General features: G+C 72.4%; 17 protein-coding genes. 1 reads left to right on the forward strand and 16 read right to left on the reverse strand.

Annotated features, from left to right (window positions below; all coding sequences use genetic code 11):
• Positions 1 to 60: 60 nt before the first annotated feature.
• The 15 genes from trpA to metK form a co-directional block, all read right to left on the reverse strand.
• The gene (gene trpA, locus EDF46_RS01860) at positions 61 to 858 is read right to left on the reverse strand and encodes a tryptophan synthase subunit alpha (protein WP_123504574.1); all 798 of its coding nucleotides are present in this window, start codon (positions 856 to 858) and stop codon (positions 61 to 63) included.
• On the reverse strand, positions 855 to 2,069 hold the full coding sequence (gene trpB, locus EDF46_RS01865; protein ID WP_123504575.1) for a tryptophan synthase subunit beta: 1,215 nt from the start codon (positions 2,067 to 2,069) through the stop codon (positions 855 to 857). The genes trpA and trpB overlap by 4 nt, the downstream gene beginning before the upstream one ends.
• Entirely contained in the window at positions 2,069 to 2,842 is a 774-nt protein-coding gene (trpC, locus tag EDF46_RS01870) for an indole-3-glycerol phosphate synthase TrpC (protein ID WP_123504576.1), read from the reverse strand. Before trpC ends, trpB begins: the two co-directional genes overlap by 1 nt.
• A complete protein-coding gene (locus EDF46_RS01875; RefSeq protein WP_123504577.1) occupies positions 2,843 to 3,100 on the reverse strand; it encodes a DUF6704 family protein in 258 nt (85 codons plus the stop codon).
• A gap of 78 nt (positions 3,101 to 3,178) precedes the next feature.
• On the reverse strand, positions 3,179 to 3,796 hold the full coding sequence (locus tag EDF46_RS01880) for a Trp biosynthesis-associated membrane protein (protein ID WP_123504578.1): 618 nt from the start codon (positions 3,794 to 3,796) through the stop codon (positions 3,179 to 3,181).
• Between the two features lie 10 nt (positions 3,797 to 3,806).
• Complete coding sequence (locus EDF46_RS01885; RefSeq protein WP_123504579.1) at positions 3,807 to 5,360, reverse strand: anthranilate synthase component I; 1,554 nt, start codon at positions 5,358 to 5,360, stop codon at positions 3,807 to 3,809.
• Positions 5,353 to 5,730: a phosphoribosyl-AMP cyclohydrolase gene (gene hisI / locus EDF46_RS01890; RefSeq protein WP_123504580.1), complete on the reverse strand. Its 378-nt coding sequence runs from the start codon at positions 5,728 to 5,730 to the stop codon at positions 5,353 to 5,355. The genes EDF46_RS01885 and hisI overlap by 8 nt, the downstream gene beginning before the upstream one ends.
• A 44-nt stretch (positions 5,731 to 5,774) precedes the next feature.
• Complete coding sequence (gene hisF / locus EDF46_RS01895) at positions 5,775 to 6,548, reverse strand: imidazole glycerol phosphate synthase subunit HisF (RefSeq protein WP_123504581.1); 774 nt, start codon at positions 6,546 to 6,548, stop codon at positions 5,775 to 5,777.
• Positions 6,549 to 6,550: 2 nt separating this feature from the next.
• Entirely contained in the window at positions 6,551 to 7,390 is an 840-nt protein-coding gene (gene hisG / locus EDF46_RS01900) for an ATP phosphoribosyltransferase (protein WP_123504582.1), read from the reverse strand.
• Positions 7,391 to 7,430: 40 nt separating this feature from the next.
• Positions 7,431 to 7,694: a phosphoribosyl-ATP diphosphatase gene (locus EDF46_RS01905; RefSeq protein WP_123504583.1), complete on the reverse strand. Its 264-nt coding sequence runs from the start codon at positions 7,692 to 7,694 to the stop codon at positions 7,431 to 7,433.
• 4 nt (positions 7,695 to 7,698) lie between these two features.
• Positions 7,699 to 8,367: a ribulose-phosphate 3-epimerase gene (gene rpe, locus EDF46_RS01910; protein WP_123504584.1), complete on the reverse strand. Its 669-nt coding sequence runs from the start codon at positions 8,365 to 8,367 to the stop codon at positions 7,699 to 7,701.
• A gap of 119 nt (positions 8,368 to 8,486) precedes the next feature.
• Positions 8,487 to 9,977: an RsmB/NOP family class I SAM-dependent RNA methyltransferase gene (locus EDF46_RS01915; RefSeq protein WP_123504585.1), complete on the reverse strand. Its 1,491-nt coding sequence runs from the start codon at positions 9,975 to 9,977 to the stop codon at positions 8,487 to 8,489.
• A complete protein-coding gene (gene fmt / locus EDF46_RS01920) occupies positions 9,974 to 10,909 on the reverse strand; it encodes a methionyl-tRNA formyltransferase (protein WP_123504586.1) in 936 nt (311 codons plus the stop codon). The genes EDF46_RS01915 and fmt overlap by 4 nt, the downstream gene beginning before the upstream one ends.
• Positions 10,910 to 10,941: 32 nt before the next feature.
• Positions 10,942 to 13,038: a primosomal protein N' gene (locus tag EDF46_RS01925; protein ID WP_123504587.1), complete on the reverse strand. Its 2,097-nt coding sequence runs from the start codon at positions 13,036 to 13,038 to the stop codon at positions 10,942 to 10,944.
• 8 nt (positions 13,039 to 13,046) lie between these two features.
• Positions 13,047 to 14,273: a methionine adenosyltransferase gene (gene metK, locus EDF46_RS01930; RefSeq protein ID WP_123504588.1), complete on the reverse strand. Its 1,227-nt coding sequence runs from the start codon at positions 14,271 to 14,273 to the stop codon at positions 13,047 to 13,049.
• A 143-nt stretch (positions 14,274 to 14,416) separates the two neighbouring features.
• On the opposite strand from metK, the gene EDF46_RS01935 reads away from it, so the two are divergent.
• Positions 14,417 to 15,097, forward strand: coding sequence for an SDR family oxidoreductase (locus tag EDF46_RS01935; RefSeq protein ID WP_123504589.1), 681 nt, complete (start codon positions 14,417 to 14,419; stop codon positions 15,095 to 15,097).
• Positions 15,098 to 15,255: 158 nt separating this feature from the next.
• On the opposite strand, the gene rpoZ is transcribed toward EDF46_RS01935, so the two are convergent.
• On the reverse strand, positions 15,256 to 15,522 hold the full coding sequence (gene rpoZ, locus EDF46_RS01940; RefSeq protein ID WP_123504590.1) for a DNA-directed RNA polymerase subunit omega: 267 nt from the start codon (positions 15,520 to 15,522) through the stop codon (positions 15,256 to 15,258).
• Between the last annotated feature and the right edge of the window lie 3 nt (positions 15,523 to 15,525).

Consider the following 15,525-nt stretch of genomic DNA (forward strand, 5'->3'; position numbering starts at 1 on the left):
TCAGGTGCCTTTCGTCGTGTGGATCGAGGAGTGCAGGCGCGCCGTGGCACGCGGGACACGCTAGGAGACTCTACTGCCCGAAGCCAGATCGGCCGACACGCGCGCGAGCTGCTCGAGCCCGCCCTCGGCCAGGGCCCGGACGAAGGCGGAGCCGATGATGGCGCCGTCGGCGTACTCGAGTACCTCGCGGACCTGCTGGGCGGTCGAGATGCCGAGACCCACGCAGGCGTTGTCGACGCCGGCCGCGCGCAGGCGAGCGACCAGAGCGGCCGCGGCCGAGTCGACGCCCTCGCGGGTGCCGGTGATGCCCATGGTCGAGACGGTGTAGACGAAGCCGCGGCTCGCCTCGACGGCCTGGGCGACGCGGGCGTCGCTGGACGACGGCGCGGCGAGGAAGACGCGGTCGAGATCGGCGGCGTTCGCGGCGGCGATCCACTCGGCGCCCTCGTCGGGAACGAGGTCGGGCGTGATGAGACCGGCTCCCCCGGCAGATGCGAGGTCGTCGGCGAAGCGCTGGGCGCCGTACTGCGAGACCGGGTTCCAGTAGGTCATGACGACGACGGGCGCCGCGACCTGCGAGGTGATCTCGCGGACGGCGGGGAACACGTCGCGGACGCGGAAGCCTTCGGCCAGGGCGCGCTGGGTGGCCGCCTGGATGACCGGGCCGTCCATGACCGGGTCGGAGTACGGCAGGCCGAGCTCGATGACGTCGACGCCGTTGTTCACGAGGGTGACCGCCGCGTCGATGGACGTCTGGAGGTCGGGGAACCCGGCGGGCAGGTAGCCGATGACGGCTCCCGATCCGGCGTCGGTGCGGGAGTGGATGGCGGAGCCGAGCTTGCTGGAGGTGCTGATCACAGTTGCTCGGCCCCCTCGTCGAGGATGTTGAAGTAGCGAGACGCCGTCGCGACGTCCTTGTCGCCGCGGCCGGAGAGCGAGACGAGGATCGTGGTGCCCGGCCCGCGGTCACGGCCGAGGCGGATAGCGCCCGCAAGGGCGTGAGACGACTCGATGGCCGGGATGATGCCCTCCGTGCGAGTGAGGAGCCGGAAGGCCTCCATCGCGTCGGCGTCGGTGACGGGCTCGTACTGCGCGCGGCCGATCTTCGAGAGCCACGCGTGCTCGGGACCGACCGCGGGGTAGTCGAGACCGGCCGAGATGGAGTGGCTCTCGACGGTCTGGCCGTCTTCGTCTTGCATGAGGTACGACTTCGCACCCTGGAGCACGCCCGTGCGACCCAGGGTGATCGACGCGGCGTGGCGGCCGGACTCGATGCCGTCGCCGCCGGCCTCGAAGCCGCGGAGCTCGACGGAGGGGTCGTCGAGGAACGCGTCGAAGATGCCGATGGCGTTGGAGCCGCCGCCGATGCAGGCCGCGACGATGTCGGGCAGCCCGCCGGTGAGCTCCCGGACCTGGACCTTGGCCTCTTCGCCGATGATCTTGTGGAAATCGCGCACCATCGTCGGGAACGGGTGCGGGCCCGCGACGGTGCCGAGCACGTAGTGCGTGGTCTCCACACTGGAGACCCAGTCGCGCAGGGCGTCGTTGATGGCGTCTTTCAGCGTGCGCGAGCCGGTCGCGACAGACACGACCTCGGCACCGAGCAGACGCATGCGGGCGACGTTGAGCGCCTGGCGCTCGGTGTCGACCTGGCCCATGTAGACCACGCACTCCATGCCGAACAGCGCCGCGGCGGTCGCCGTCGCGACTCCGTGCTGGCCGGCCCCGGTCTCGGCGATGAGACGCGTCTTGCCGAGTCGTCGAGCGAGGAGTGCCTGACCGAGAACGTTGTTGATCTTGTGCGAGCCGGTGTGGTTGAGGTCTTCGCGCTTCAGGATGATGCGAGCGCCGCCGGCGTGCTCCGCGAAGCGGGGCACCTCGGTGATGATCGAGGGGCGGCCCGTGTAGGTCTTGTGGAGCTCGAGCAGCTCGGCCTGGAACGCGGGATCGACGGCCGCCGCCTTGTAGGCCTCGTCGAGCTCGTCGAGCGCGGCGATCAGCGACTCGGGAACGAATCGGCCGCCGAAGTCGCCGAAGTAGGGGCCGACGACGTCGCGCAGGTTGGGCATCAGATCTCCAGGAAGGTGGTGAGCGCGTCGACGGGGTCGCCGTGGACCACGAGGGCTTCGCCCACGAGGACGACGTCGGCGCCGGAACGGCGGTAGTGCGCTACATCGGCCGGTGACTTGACGGCCGACTCGGCGACGCGGACGACACCCGACGGGATGCTGTCGGCGAGGCTGCCGAAGAGATCCTGGTCGAGCTCGAAGGTGGTGAGGTCGCGGGCGTTGACTCCCAGGACGGTGGCGCCGGCGTCGAGCCCGCGGACGACCTCCTCGGCGGAGTGGGTCTCGACGAGCGCGGTCATCCCGAGCTCGAGCACGAGCTCGTGCAGCTCGATGAGCTTCTGCTGGGGCAGGCCGGCGACGATGAGCAGCGCGAGGTCGGCGCCGGCGGCACGCGCCTCGAAGACCTGGTAGGGCTCGGCGATGAAGTCCTTGCGCAGGACCGGCACCGACACGGCGTCGCGAACGGCCTCGAGGTCGGCGAGCGTGCCCTTGAACTTGCGACCCTCGGTCAGCACGCTGATGGCGCTGGCACCGCCGGTCTCGTACGAGTGGGCCAGCGACGCGGGATCGGCGATGTCGGAGAGGGCGCCGCGCGAGGGGCTCGCGCGCTTCACCTCGGCGATGATCTTGACGCGATCGGCCGGCTGGAGAGCCGCTCGGGCGTCGATGGCCGGAGTCTGCGCCAGTGCTGCGCGCTCGACGTCGGCGAGAGGGAGCAGGTCGCGACGCGCTGCGGCGTCGGCGAGGGCCCCCGCGTAGAGGTCGTCAAGCACTTAGTGGTGGGCCTTCGGCACGTAGCGGTGACCGCCGACGCCGTATCCCATCCGCTTCATGACGAGGCCGACGAGCAGGCCGACGATCTCGAAGCCCGCGGCGATCCAGACGACGATGGGCACGTCGAAGCAGAACGCGATGGTGCCCACGGCGAACGCGACGAGCATGATGACGACGGCCGTCCAGGCGGCGGGCGAGTTGCCGTGGCCCTCGCCGGCGTCGTGGCTGTCGTCGGTGCTCGACTCAGCCGGGGCCACACTGTTCGATGTACCTGTGCTCACGGTGCTCCTTGAATTGCTGGGGGTTCGGCCCGAGTCTATCGGGTGCGGCGATCTCTAGCGGGCGTCGTCGGGCCTGTCGCCGGATGCCGCCGTCGGATCCGAGCCGGTGGTGAGGGTGTCCCAGGCCACGACGGGGTCGGCGGTCTGGTCGGCGGCGACCAGGCGGACGGCCTGGTAGCGACGGGCCGACGCCGGCCAGCGGCGCGACGTCGTGATCACGGCGACGCCGAGCGCCGCCATGGCCAGCCCGGCGACGAGGGCCACCCAGGGCCACGCGGTCATCGAGTGCGAGTTGACGATGGTCGCGACCGAGTCGCGGCCGGCGATGCCCGTCACCTTGGTGATGGCGGTGGTGGCGGAGGCCACGGGATCGACGGTCGCGAGGATCGCCGAGAGGACGACGCAGCCGCCGAGCAGCACCTCGAGGGCGCCGAGCACGACGCGGAACACCGGGCCGGCGATCGTGATCGCTCCGAACAGGGCGAGGCCGGCCAGCGACAGGGCGGACAGTGCGGGGGCCGCGGCGCTGCCGGCGGCGGCGACGTCGACCTTGCCGCCGCTGGGGCTCGTGACGTTCACGCTGACCCAGGTCTGCGTGTAGGCGAGGAGCACGACCCCCGACAGCGCGAAGCCGATCAGGATCGAAGGGAGCTTGGTGGAGCGGGTTCTCATGGGGGTCGATTCAGTGGAGGCTGATCATGGCGTTCGCGACGGCGACCGCGCGGAGGGGGGCCGCCGCCTTGTTGCGGGCCTCCTGGTTCTCGGAGGCCGGGTCGGAGTCGGCCACGAGGCCTGCCCCGGCCTGGACGCGGGCCACGCCGGGCTGCAGCAGCACGGTGCGGATCGCGATGGCGACGTCGGCGCTGCCGGCGAAGTCGAAGTAGCCCACGACTCCCCCGTAGACGCCGCGCTGCGCGGGCTCGAGCTCGTCGATGATCTCGAGGGCGCGCGGCTTGGGCGCGCCCGAGAGGGTCCCGGCGGGGAACGTGGCGCGGAACGCGTCGATCGCGTTCGTGCCGGGCATGAGGTCGCCTTCGACGCTCGAGACGAGGTGCATGATGTGGCTGAACCGCTCGACGTGCATGAACTCGGTCACCTCGACCGAGCCCGGGCGGCACACCTTCAGCAGGTCGTTGCGGGCGAGGTCGACGAGCATCAGGTGCTCGGCGCGCTCCTTCTCGTCGCCCTCGAGGGCGGTGGCCAGCGCGAGGTCCTCCTCGGGCGTGGCCCCGCGGGGCTTCGAGCCGGCGATGGGGTGCGAGTACGCGCGCGTGCCCTGCACCTTGACGAGGGCCTCGGGGCTCGATCCGACGATCTGGTACGGCTTGCCGTCGGTGTCCTCGAGGCTGACGAGGTACATGTACGGGCTCGGGTTGAGCGTGCGCAGCACGCGGTACACGTCGATGGCGGGAGCCGTCAGCTCGTGGTCGAAGCGCTGCGAGATGACGACCTGGAAGACGTCGCCGTCGCGGATGAACCCCTTCGACCGCTCGATGGCCTCGGCGTACTCGGCGTCGGTCGAGCGCCGCACCGGCTGCGGATCGATGCTGATGTCGACGTCGGCGAGGTGCGCGGGGCTCGGCTGGGCCAGCGTCGTCTGCAGGGCATCGAGCTGCGCCTGGGCTGCCCTCCAGAGCGCGTCGGCGTCGTCGGTCCCGTCGTTGAGCGCGGTCGCGATCAGCAGAGCCGTGCCCGTGCGGTGGTCGATGACCACGAGCTCCGAGACGAAGCAGAGAGCCTGCGCAGGAACGTCGAACTCCGCCGGCGGGGCGTCGGGCAGGTGCTCGAGCTGACGGACGGCCTCCCACCCGATGAAGCCGACGAGCCCGCCCGTGAGCGGCGGGTACCCCGGGATCACCGGGGTCTTCCAGCGGTCGAAGAGGGCGGAGAGCACCTCGAGCGGCTGCCCGACGGCGTCTCCGAAGGCGCGAGCGCCCGACATGCCGTAGTCGATCCAGGCCGTGGCGGTTCCTGCGCCCGCCTCGGTGGTGAGGACGCCGAAGGAGGAGACGCCCACGAACGAGTACCGCGACCAGATGCCGCCCTGCTCGGCGGACTCGAGCAGGAAGGTGCCCGGACGGGAGTCGGCGAGCTTGCGGTACATGCCGACCGGGGTCTCTTCGGCGGCGAAGAGGCTGCGGACGACCGGGATGACGCGATGGCCGTCGAGGAGCGCGTCGAACTCCGAGCGCGTCGTGGTGTGCGGTTCGGCCGAGGCCGTCTCGGTGTCAGTCATTCGGAGAGCCGATCGTGGGGTCGAGGGGGTCGACGTCGAAGCAGGCGTGCTCGCCGGTGTGGCACGCGGCTCCGACCTGGTCGACGGTCACCAGGAGGGTGTCTCCGTCGCAGTCGAGGGCGGCACTGCGGACGTACTGGAAGTGGCCCGAGGTGTCGCCCTTGCGCCAGTACTCCTGGCGGGAGCGCGACCAGAAGGTCACGCGCCCCTCGGTCAGCGTGCGGCGGAGCGCCTCGGCGTCCATCCACCCCATCATCAGGACGTCTCTGGTCGAGGCCTCCTGGATGATGGCCGGCAGCAGCCCCTTGGCGTCGAATGCCGCGCGCTCGATGACGGGCTCGACGGTCTCGCGGGTGAGCTGCTCGGCCATGGTCTCGTTCTCTCTCGGGTGGCTGGTCGTTGGCTGACGCAGTGTCAGCGGACGATCGCGCCGGATTCGGCGAGGCTCTGCTTGACCTCGCCGATCGTCAGCTCTCCATTGTGGAACACGGAGGCCGCGAGCACAGCATCCGCGCCCGCCCGGACAGCCGGCGCGAAGTGCTCGAGCGATCCTGCGCCGCCCGAGGCGATCACCGGGACTCTCGAGACCTCGCGCATGAGGGCGACGAGCTCGAGGTCGTAGCCCTGCTTCGTGCCGTCGGCGTCGATCGAGTTGACGAGCAGCTCGCCGGCGCCGCGCTCGACTGCCTCGCGGGCCCAGGCGAGGGCGTCGAGCGAGGTCTCCTGGCGGCCGCCGTGCGTCGTGACGACGAAGCCGGACGGCGTGGCACCGGAGCGCTTGACGTCGAGGCTCAGCACGAGCGCCTGCGCACCGAAGCGGTCGGCGATCTCGCCGAGCAGGTCGGGGCGGGCGATGGCGGCGCTGTTGACGCCGACCTTGTCGGCGCCGGACGCCTGCAGGCGCGCGACGTCGTCGGTGGAGCGGACTCCCCCGCCGACGGTCAGCGGGATGAAGACCTGCTCGGCCGTGGCCCGCACGACCTCGTACATCGTGGCGCGCTCCTCGACAGTCGCGGTCACGTCGAGGAAGGTGACCTCGTCGGCGCCCTGCTCGTAGTACTTGCGGGCGAGCTCGACCGGGTCGCCGGCGTCGCGCAGGTTCAGGAAGTTGACGCCCTTGACCACGCGGCCGGCAGCCACGTCGAGGCACGGGATGACCCGGACCGCGAGGGTGGAATCCGCGCTCACGGCTACAGCCTTGCGGCGTGGATAGGGCTGACCAGGATCGCGCGGGCGCCCAGGTCGTACAGGGCGTCCATGATCTGGTTGGTGTCCGTACGCGGCACCATCACGCGGACGGCGGCCCACTCGGGGTCGTGCAGCGGCGAGACGGTCGGCGACTCGATGCCGGGAGCGAGCCTGGTCGCCTCGTCGAGGAGGCGCACGGGCAGGTCGTAGTCCATCAGCACGTACTGGCGGGCCACGAGGACTCCCTGCAGGCGGCGCTGGAGCACGTCGAGGCCCGCAGTCGCCTCGTCGGACGCGATCAGCACGGCCGTCGACTTCAGGATCACGGGGCCGAAGATCTCGAGGCCCGCAGCGCGGAGCGTGGTGCCGGTCTCGACGACGTCGGCGATCGCGTCGGCGACGCCGAGCTGCACCGCGCTCTCGACGGCTCCGTCGAGCTGGACGAGCTCGGCGGTGATGCCGTTCTCGGCGAGGAAGTCGCCCACGAGGCCCGAGTAGCTGGTCGCCACCCGCACGCCCTGGAGGTCGGCGAGCTCTCGGTACGTGCCGGTGGGCCCGGCGAAGCGGAACGTCGACGAGCCGAAGTCGAGGGCGGCGACCTCCTTGGCCGACGAGCCCGAGTCGAGAAGCAGGTCGCGGCCGGTGATGCCGACGTCGAGGGCGCCCGACCCGACGTAGGTCGCGATGTCGCGAGGCCGGAGGTAGAAGAACTCGACGCCGTTGCGGTCGTCGGAGAGGTACAGCGACTTGGGGTCGCGTCGGCCGGAGTAGCCGGCCTCGGAGAGCATCTGGGAAGCGGTCTCGCTGAGCGAGCCCTTGTTCGGTACTGCGACGCGGAGCATTGGTCCGATTTCTGTTGAGGTGACGGGAGCGGGGCCGGTCTCAGAGATGTCGGTACACGTCGGCCGGGGTCAGGCCCTTCGCCAGCATCAGCACCTGCAGGTGGTAGAGCAGCTGCGAGATCTCCTCGGCGGTGGCGACGTCGCCCTCGTACTCGGCGGCCATCCACACCTCGGCCGCCTCTTCGACGATCTTCTTGCCGATCTGGTGGACCCCCGCGTCGAACTCGGTCACGGTGCCGGAGCCCTCGGGGCGCTCAGCGATCTTGGCGCTGAGCTCTGCGAACAGGTCGTCGAACGATTTCACGGGCCTAGGCTACCTGGCTCGCGGCGGCACGGAGTGCGGCGATGCGCTCGGCCGGCTCGGGGCTCCCGGCCGGGCCGTACACGCTGGAGCCGGCGACGATCGTGTCGGCGCCGTTCTCGACGGCGGTGACGATCGTCTGGTCGTTGATGCCGCCGTCGACCTCGAGCCAGACGTCGTGGCCCGACGCGTCGATCGCGGCGCGGGCCGCGCGCAGCTTGGGCATGGTCTCGCTGATGAACGACTGCCCGCCGAAGCCCGGCTCGACGGTCATCACGAGGATCATGTCGATCTCGTCGAGCAGCTCGAGCACGGGCTCGACGGGCGTGCCGGGCTTGACGGCGATCGCGGCGCGGGCGCCGGCGGCTCGGATGGCACGGGCGCAGGAACGCGGGTCTGCCGCGGCCTCGAACGAGAACGTCACCGAGCTGGCTCCGGTCTCGGCGTACTGCGGGGCCCAGCGGTCGGCGTCCTCCACCATCAGGTGCACGTCGAGCGGCACGGGGCTCACCTCCTGGATGCGCTGCACGATCGGGAGGCCGAGGGTGAGGTTGGGCACGAAGTGGGCGTCCATCACGTCGACGTGGACCAGGTCGGCGGTGCTGATGCGGTTCAAGTCGCGCTCGAGGTTCGCGAAATCGGCCGAGAGGATGCTGGGGCTGATGCGGATTGGCACGGGGGCAAGCCTATCGGGTCGTCGTTTGGCGCCTCGGCACCACGATCGGGACTGGGCACCACCGTGTTGCGTGGTGCGGAGTCCCGATCGTGGTGTGGTGCAGGTGGGCGCGGCGGCGGTCAGCGCGCCTTGCGGAGCAGCGCGACGAACATGGCGTCGGTGCCGTGGCGGTGCGGCCAGAGCTGGGCGAAGGGGCCCGCGCCGAGGTCGAGCGGCGCCGTGGCGATCCCTCCGAGCACGGCCGTGGCGTCGAGCATCTCGACCGCGGCCCCGCCGTCGCGCGACCACCGCTTGAGGCCGGCCTCGACGACCGCGCGGGTCTCGGCGGTATGCGGCGAGCAGGTGACGTACGCCAGGGTCCCGCCGGGGGCGAGCGCGGCGAGGGCCGAGTCGAACAGCGCCGACTGGAGGCCGGTGAGCTCGGCGACGTCGCGCGGCTGCTTGCGCCAGCGGGCCTCGGGTCGGCGGCGGAGCGCTCCGAGGCCGGTGCACGGGGCGTCGAGGAGGATCCGGTCGTACGACTCGGGCTCGGCCCCGCCGATGAGCGTCGCGTCGCCCTGGCGCACGGCCACGTCGGGAGCGACAGCCGAGAGCGCCTGGCGGACCAGCCCCACGCGCCCGGGGACGATCTCGTTCGCGGTGAGGACGGCGCCGCCCATCGCGGCCTCGGCTGCGAGCAGCGCGGCCTTTCCGCCAGGCCCCGCGCACATGTCGAGCCAGCGCTCGCCCGCCGCGACCGGCGCGACTCGCGACAGGGCGAGGGCGGCGAGCTGCGAACCTTCATCTTGCACTCGAACCTTGCCGGATGCCACCCGGGGCAGGGCGCCGGGATCGCCGGCGGGAGCGGTGATGGCCAGAGGCGAGAAGCGGCCGGACTCGCCGGTGACCTTCGCCAGACCGGGGAGGGCGACGAGGCTCACGCGCGCCGGCTCGTTGTCGGCGGCCAGCAGCGTCTCGAGCTCGTCGGCGCGCCCCTCGGCGGCCAGGGCTCCGCGCAGGGCGCGGACGACCCACTCCGGGTGCGAGTACCGGGCGGCCAGGGCGTCGTCGACGCTCGTCGCGAGCTCCAGCACGCGCTCCAGCCACACGCCGGGCTCGGTGCGCGAGATCGTGCGGAGCACGCCGTTCACGAAGCCGGTGCCGGAGCGGCTGCCGACCTGGCGGGCGAGCGACACCGACTCGTCGACAGCCGCGTGCGGGGCGACGCGGGTCGAGAGCAGCTGGTGCGCGCCCAGACGGAGCACGTCGAGCAGGGCCGGGTCGATCTCGGACGTCGGGCGGCGGGCGGCGATCGCGATCACGCGGTCGTAGTAGCCTGACATGCGCAGGGTGCCGTAGGTGAGCTCGGTGGCGAGGCCCGCGTCGGCGGCGTCGAGGCCGGCCCGCGCGATGCGCTGGGGCAGCAGGAGATTGGCGTAGGCGTCGTCGTGCTCGACTGCGCGGATCACGTCGAGCGCGACCTGGCGGGCGGGCTGCACGTGCGGCTCGGGGCGCGGGGCACGCTGGCCGCGGCTCGGGCGGCCGCTGCCGGGCTGGCCGCTGCCGGGCTGTCTGCCGCGACCGCTGCCGCCGCCGGGCCGACCCGTGCCCTGGCGTCCGTCGCCGCTCACGAGGGGCTCCCGTCGAAGCGCAGCCCGTCGCGGTCGGGCACGCCGCGCAGCCAGTCCCCCGCCGCCATCGGCTTCTTGCCTGCCGGCTGCACGGTCAGCAGCTCGAGGGCCCGAGTCGTCGTTCCGACCAGCACGCGACGGTGATCGAGCAGGATCGCGCCCGGCGCCAGGTCGTCGCGGCCGTCGTCGGCGGGCCGCACGTCGAGCAGCTTGAACCGGTCGCCGTCGAGGAGGGCGTGGGCGCCGGGCTCGGGCGTCACGCCGCGGAACCGGTCGTACACGTCGGCCAGCGGCGCACCGAAGTCGAGCGCGGCGTCGTCGAGCGCCAGCTTCGGGGCGAGCGTCACGTCGCCGATCTGCACCGTGCGCGTCTCGCGCCCCGCGGCCAGCTCGTCGACGACCCGCGTCAGAAGCAGGGCCCCCGAGATCGCGAGCTCGCCGAGCAGATGCCCGGCGGTCTCGTCGCCTGTGAGCGGCTTGCGGACGACGCCGAGCACCTCGCCGGCGTCGAGCTCGGGGACGAGCTGGAAGACGGCGGCTCCGGTCTCGGAGTCGCCGGCCATGAGCGCGCGCTGCACCGGGGCCGCGCCGCGCCAGCGCGGCAGGAGGGAGAAGTGAAGGTTGATCCAGCCGAGGCGGGGCGTCGAGAGGAGCGGCTCGCGGAGGAGGGCTCCGTAGGCGACGATGACGCCGAGGTCGGCCTCCGCGTCGGCGATGGCCGCGGTGACGTCGTCGGTGATCCTGCGCGCCTTGATCACGGGGATGCCCAGCTCGTCGGCGGCCTCGGCCACCGGAGTCGGGGTGAGCACGCGCTTGCGCCCCTGCGGGGTGTCGTCGCGGGTGAGGACGGCGACGACCTCGTGCGGGCCTGCGGCGAGGGCACGGAGGGAGGGGACGGCGGCGGCGGGGCTGCCGGCGAAGACGAGGCGCAAATCAGGACTTTCGTGGGAGTGGTGCGGGTGAGCTACTGCTCGGCGAACGGCTCGACGTCGTCGAACCGCACTCTGAGTGTAGGAGCGACTGAGCGCCTGGTCGCGGCCTTCGGGTCGCCCGGCACGAGTTTGCGGCGGCTGGTGGCCGCCCGGATCACGCGTCCGCGCAGGATCGACGCGACGTCATGCCCGGCCGCGTAGTCGAACCGGACGATCGCGCGGACCGTGCCGCCCTCGACGTCGACCGGCCCCAGAGTCTCGGCGCGGATGGGCTCGGGCAGGTCGTCGAGGGCCTCTTCGACGGTGACGGTCTGGCCTGTCACGGTCGCGACGCGCACGGCGGGCGGGAAGCGCAGCTCACGGCGGTCGGCCAGCTCGGACGACGCGAAGCGGGCGAGGTTCCAGGTCGAGAGGGCCGAGGCGAGGGCTCCCCCGACGCCGACCAGGAAGATCGGCGCCCGATGCCGCGCGAGGGCGGTCGCGTCGGCCCACCAGCGGAGGCAGTCCTCGGCGACCCGCAGGCTCTCGCGGGCCAGCATCCGCTCGCCGTCGAGCAGGAGCACGGCGCGGTAGCCGCCCGGCGCGATCGGCTCCGCGCCGCGCGTCGCCACGACGATGGCGGGCTCGTCGTCGATCTCGAGCACCTGCCGGGTGCCGTCGGAGACGATGACCCGCACCCCCGGGAAGGCGCGGCCCAGCTCGTCGGCGGTGCGGCCGGCCCCGGTGCCGACGGTGCGCATCTTCGTGTTCTCGCAGGTCGTACAGTGCCAGCCGACCGCCAGGGCGCCGCACCAGGCGCAGGCCGGGGTCGCGCCGGCGGCCTTCTGCTGGAGCGGGCCGCTGCAGCGCAGGCAGCGGGCGGTGTCGCCGCACTCGGTGCAGGCGAGGCGCGGGGCGTAGCCGGGGTGAGCCACCTGCACGAGCACCGGCCCGAACTCGACGGCGGCCTTCGCCTCGGTCCACGCCGTCGAGGGGATGCGGGCGTTCGCCGCGAAGCCCTCGCGCGAGCCCTGCTGCGTCGTGGGGATCACCCGCGGCTGATAGCGCGGGTCGGGCAGCGCCTCGGTGAGCCAGCCGATCTCGACCAGCCGCTGCACGTCGGTCGAGCGCGCGTGCCCGGCGAAGACGAGGGCCGGGCCCTGCTGCTCGTACCGCAGCAGAGCCGTGTCACGAGCATGTGCGTACGGGCTGAGCGGCTCGGAGAAGAGCGGGTCGCCGTCGTCCCACACGGCGATCAGGCCGAGGTGCGCCGCCGGGGCGAGCAGCACGGACCGGTTGCCGACCAGCACCAGGGCCTCGTCGCCGCGCGCCCGCAGCAGCCCGCGGTACCGGTCGGGGTTCGACTGCCTGGCGTCGAGGCGCACGATCCGCTCGGGCGGCACGACGGCCTCGAGCGCTGCGATGAGCTGCTCCTGGTCGCGGTAGTCGGGCACCGCCAGGATCGCGCTGTCGCCGTCGGCGAGGGCGACCGTCGCGAGCTCGGCCAGCGTGACGGCCCAGCGCCCCACCCAGCGCGGGGCGGCGTCGCCCGACGCGGGGAGCTCGACGACGAGGGGAACCGCGTCGAGGGCCAGCCGTGCCCGGGCCCGGACGGCGGCGGCGAGATCGGCACTGCGGTAGCCCGCGACCAAGAGCGGGGGCGCAGGAACGGGCGAGCCGGCCTGATCCTGCGCCCGTGCGCCGCTGCCTGTCTCCGGGCCGCCGTCGGCCTCGGGATCACCGTCGGCCGCTTCTGGCCGCGCGGCCGCGTCGGCCTTCGCCGCGCGCGCCGCCAGCCACGCCTTCTCGACCCGCACCTGCCGGGTGGGCACCGCGAGCCGCAGCACGTCGCTCGCCGAGCCGCCGGCGCGATCGGCGAGGGCGCGGGCCAGCCGCCACACCTCGGGGGCGAGCACGGGCACCTCGGAGATCAGCTCGTCGACCTCGCTGAGCGAGCCCTCGTGCTCCGAGCTGGCGGCGACCTCGATGACGAAGGCGTCGGCCATGCGGCCCGCCGAGCGCAACGGCACCTTGACCCGCATTCCGGGCCCGACCGTGCCGCGGAGGCGCTCCGGGATGGCGTAGTCGAACAGCCGGTCGAGCTGCGGAAGCGGGGTGTCGACCAGCACCCGCGCGACGGCCCGGGGCACGGCGGAGCCTACGACGCGGCCGGGCCGGCGTTCAGGCCGGCGGCCTCGCGGAGGGCGTCGACGCGGTCGAGGGCCTCCCACGAGAAGCCCTCGCGGCCGAAGTGGCCGTAGGTCGAGGTCTTGCCGTAGATCGGGCGGAGCAGGTCGAGGTCGCGGATGATCGCGGCGGGGCGCAGGTCGAACACCTCGCGGACCGCGGCGATGATCGTCTCGTCGTCGACGTGGCCGGTGCCGAAGGTCTCGACGTAGAAGCCGACGGGAGCGGCCTGGCCGATGGCGTAGGCGATCTGGAACTCGAGGCGCTCGGCGAAGCCGGCCGCGACGGCGTTCTTGGCGACCCAGCGCATGGCGTAGGCGGCCGAGCGGTCGACCTTCGACGGGTCCTTGCCCGAGAACGCGCCGCCGCCGTGGCGTGAGGCCCCGCCGTAGGTGTCGACGATGATCTTGCGGCCGGTGAGGCCGGCGTCGCCCTGCGGCCCGCCGATCTCGAAGCGGCCGGTCGGGTTGATGATGAACTTCGTCGTCGTGGTGTCGAGGTGCGGCGCCTCCGCCTCGAGGACGGGCAGGATCACGTGCTCGATGACGTCGGCCTCGAGGCGCTCCATCGTGACCGACGGCGAGTGCTGCGTCGAGAGCACGACGGTGTCGACCGTCTTGGGGTCGTAGCCGTCGTAGCCCACGGTGACCTGGGTCTTGCCGTCGGGGCGCAGATATTCGAGCAGGCCCTCTTTGCGGACGGCGGTCAGGCGCTCGGCCAGGCGGTGCGCGAGCCAGATCGGCAGCGGCATGAGCTGCGGGGTCTCGGTCGTCGCGAAGCCGAACATGATGCCCTGGTCGCCGGCGCCCTGGAGGTCGAGCGGGTCTTCGGTCGAGGTGCCGGTGCGGGCCTCGCGGGCGACGTCGACGCCCTGCGCGATGTCGGGCGACTGCGCGCCGATCGACACCTCGACGCCGCAGGTGCGGCCGTCGAAGCTCACGGACGAGTCGTTGTAGCCGATGCCGGTGATGAGGTCGCGGACGATGGTGGGGATGTCGACGTAGCCGGTGGTGGTGACCTCGCCGGCGACGTGGACGAGCCCCGTGGTGACCAGCGTCTCGACCGCGACGCGGCTGTGCGGGTCGACCGCCAGGAGCGCGTCGAGGATGCCGTCGGAGATCTGGTCGCAGATCTTGTCGGGGTGCCCCTCGGTAACGGATTCGGACGTGAAGAGGCGGAGGCTGGAAGCTGAAGTCACGCTGTCCTTTGGTGAAGAGGTGCCGATGGGGAGGCCGCTGAAACGGACTCCCCCACTGTAGTCGGCACCCACCGACAGTCCCCGTCGCGGCCGTCGCCGTCCGTCACACGCCGTCGCGAGAGGCGCGCGCGTAGGCTCCGGGCATGACGGAACTGCGTGACTCGGTGGTGCTGGTGGTCGGAGCGTCGGGAGGGCTGGGCTCCCGGATCGCCGCTCAGCTCGGTGCCGAAGGGGCCGCGGTGGTCCGCGCCGGTCGAGACCCGGAGCGACTGACCGGACCCGACGCGTACCTGGCCGACCTCGGCACCGCAGACGGCCCGGCGTCGCTGGTCGCAGCGGCCCTCGCCTCGCACGGCCGCCTCGACGGGGTCGTCATCGCCGCGGGCGTCGTCGCTTTCGGATCCGCCGCCGAGGTGGAGACGGCGACCGTCGAGGAGCTCCTCGCCACGAACCTGTCCGGGCCCATCGAGCTGATCCGCGCGGCGACGCCGTCGCTGGCCGACTCGGCCGCGCGCGGGGCGGGCCCGTTCGTCGTGACTCTCAGCGGGATCGTCGCGGAGTCGCCGACCGCCGGCATGGCCGCCTACTCCGCGAGCAAGGCCGGGCTGGCGGCATTCATGAGCGCGGCGTCCCGCGAGTACCGGCGCCAGGGCATCCGCCTGCTGGACGCCCGGCCCGGGCACGTCGGCACGGACCTCTCGACTCATCCGATCGCGGGCCAGGCACCGCCCCTCGGCTCGGCGCTCGACCCGGACGCCGTCGCGGCTCGCATCGTGCGCGCCATCGCAGACGATGAGCGCGATCTCCCGTCGTCGTCGTTCTGACCACCCCGCGCCTCGGGAATCCCCGATCCGGGTACACAGCTGGGCGTCTTGCCCAGATCGGGGAGAGTCGCAGGCACAAGAAAGCGGGCCGCCCTGGAGGGGCGACCCGCTGTCTCGGTTGCGTGACTTCTCGGTTGCGTGACTTCTCGGCTGAGCGACTACTCGGCGACCGGCGCGAGGGGCTTCGAGGTCAGCTTGTCTTCGTTGATCTCGTGCATCGCGACCGACAACGGCTTGTCGTCGATCGTCGAGTCGACGAGCGGCCCCACGTTGTCGAACAGCGAGCCCTCGTGGAGGTCGGCGTAGTAGTCGTTGATCTGACGCGCGCGCTTCGACGCGAAGATGACGAGTGCGTACTTCGACTCGACCTTCGAGAGCAGGTCGTCGATGGGCGGGTCGATGATGCCCTTGTTCCTGTCGGCCATGGT

It is taken from the genome of Frondihabitans sp. PhB188 (genome assembly GCF_003752365.1).
GTDB lineage: Bacteria > Actinomycetota > Actinomycetes > Actinomycetales > Microbacteriaceae > Frondihabitans.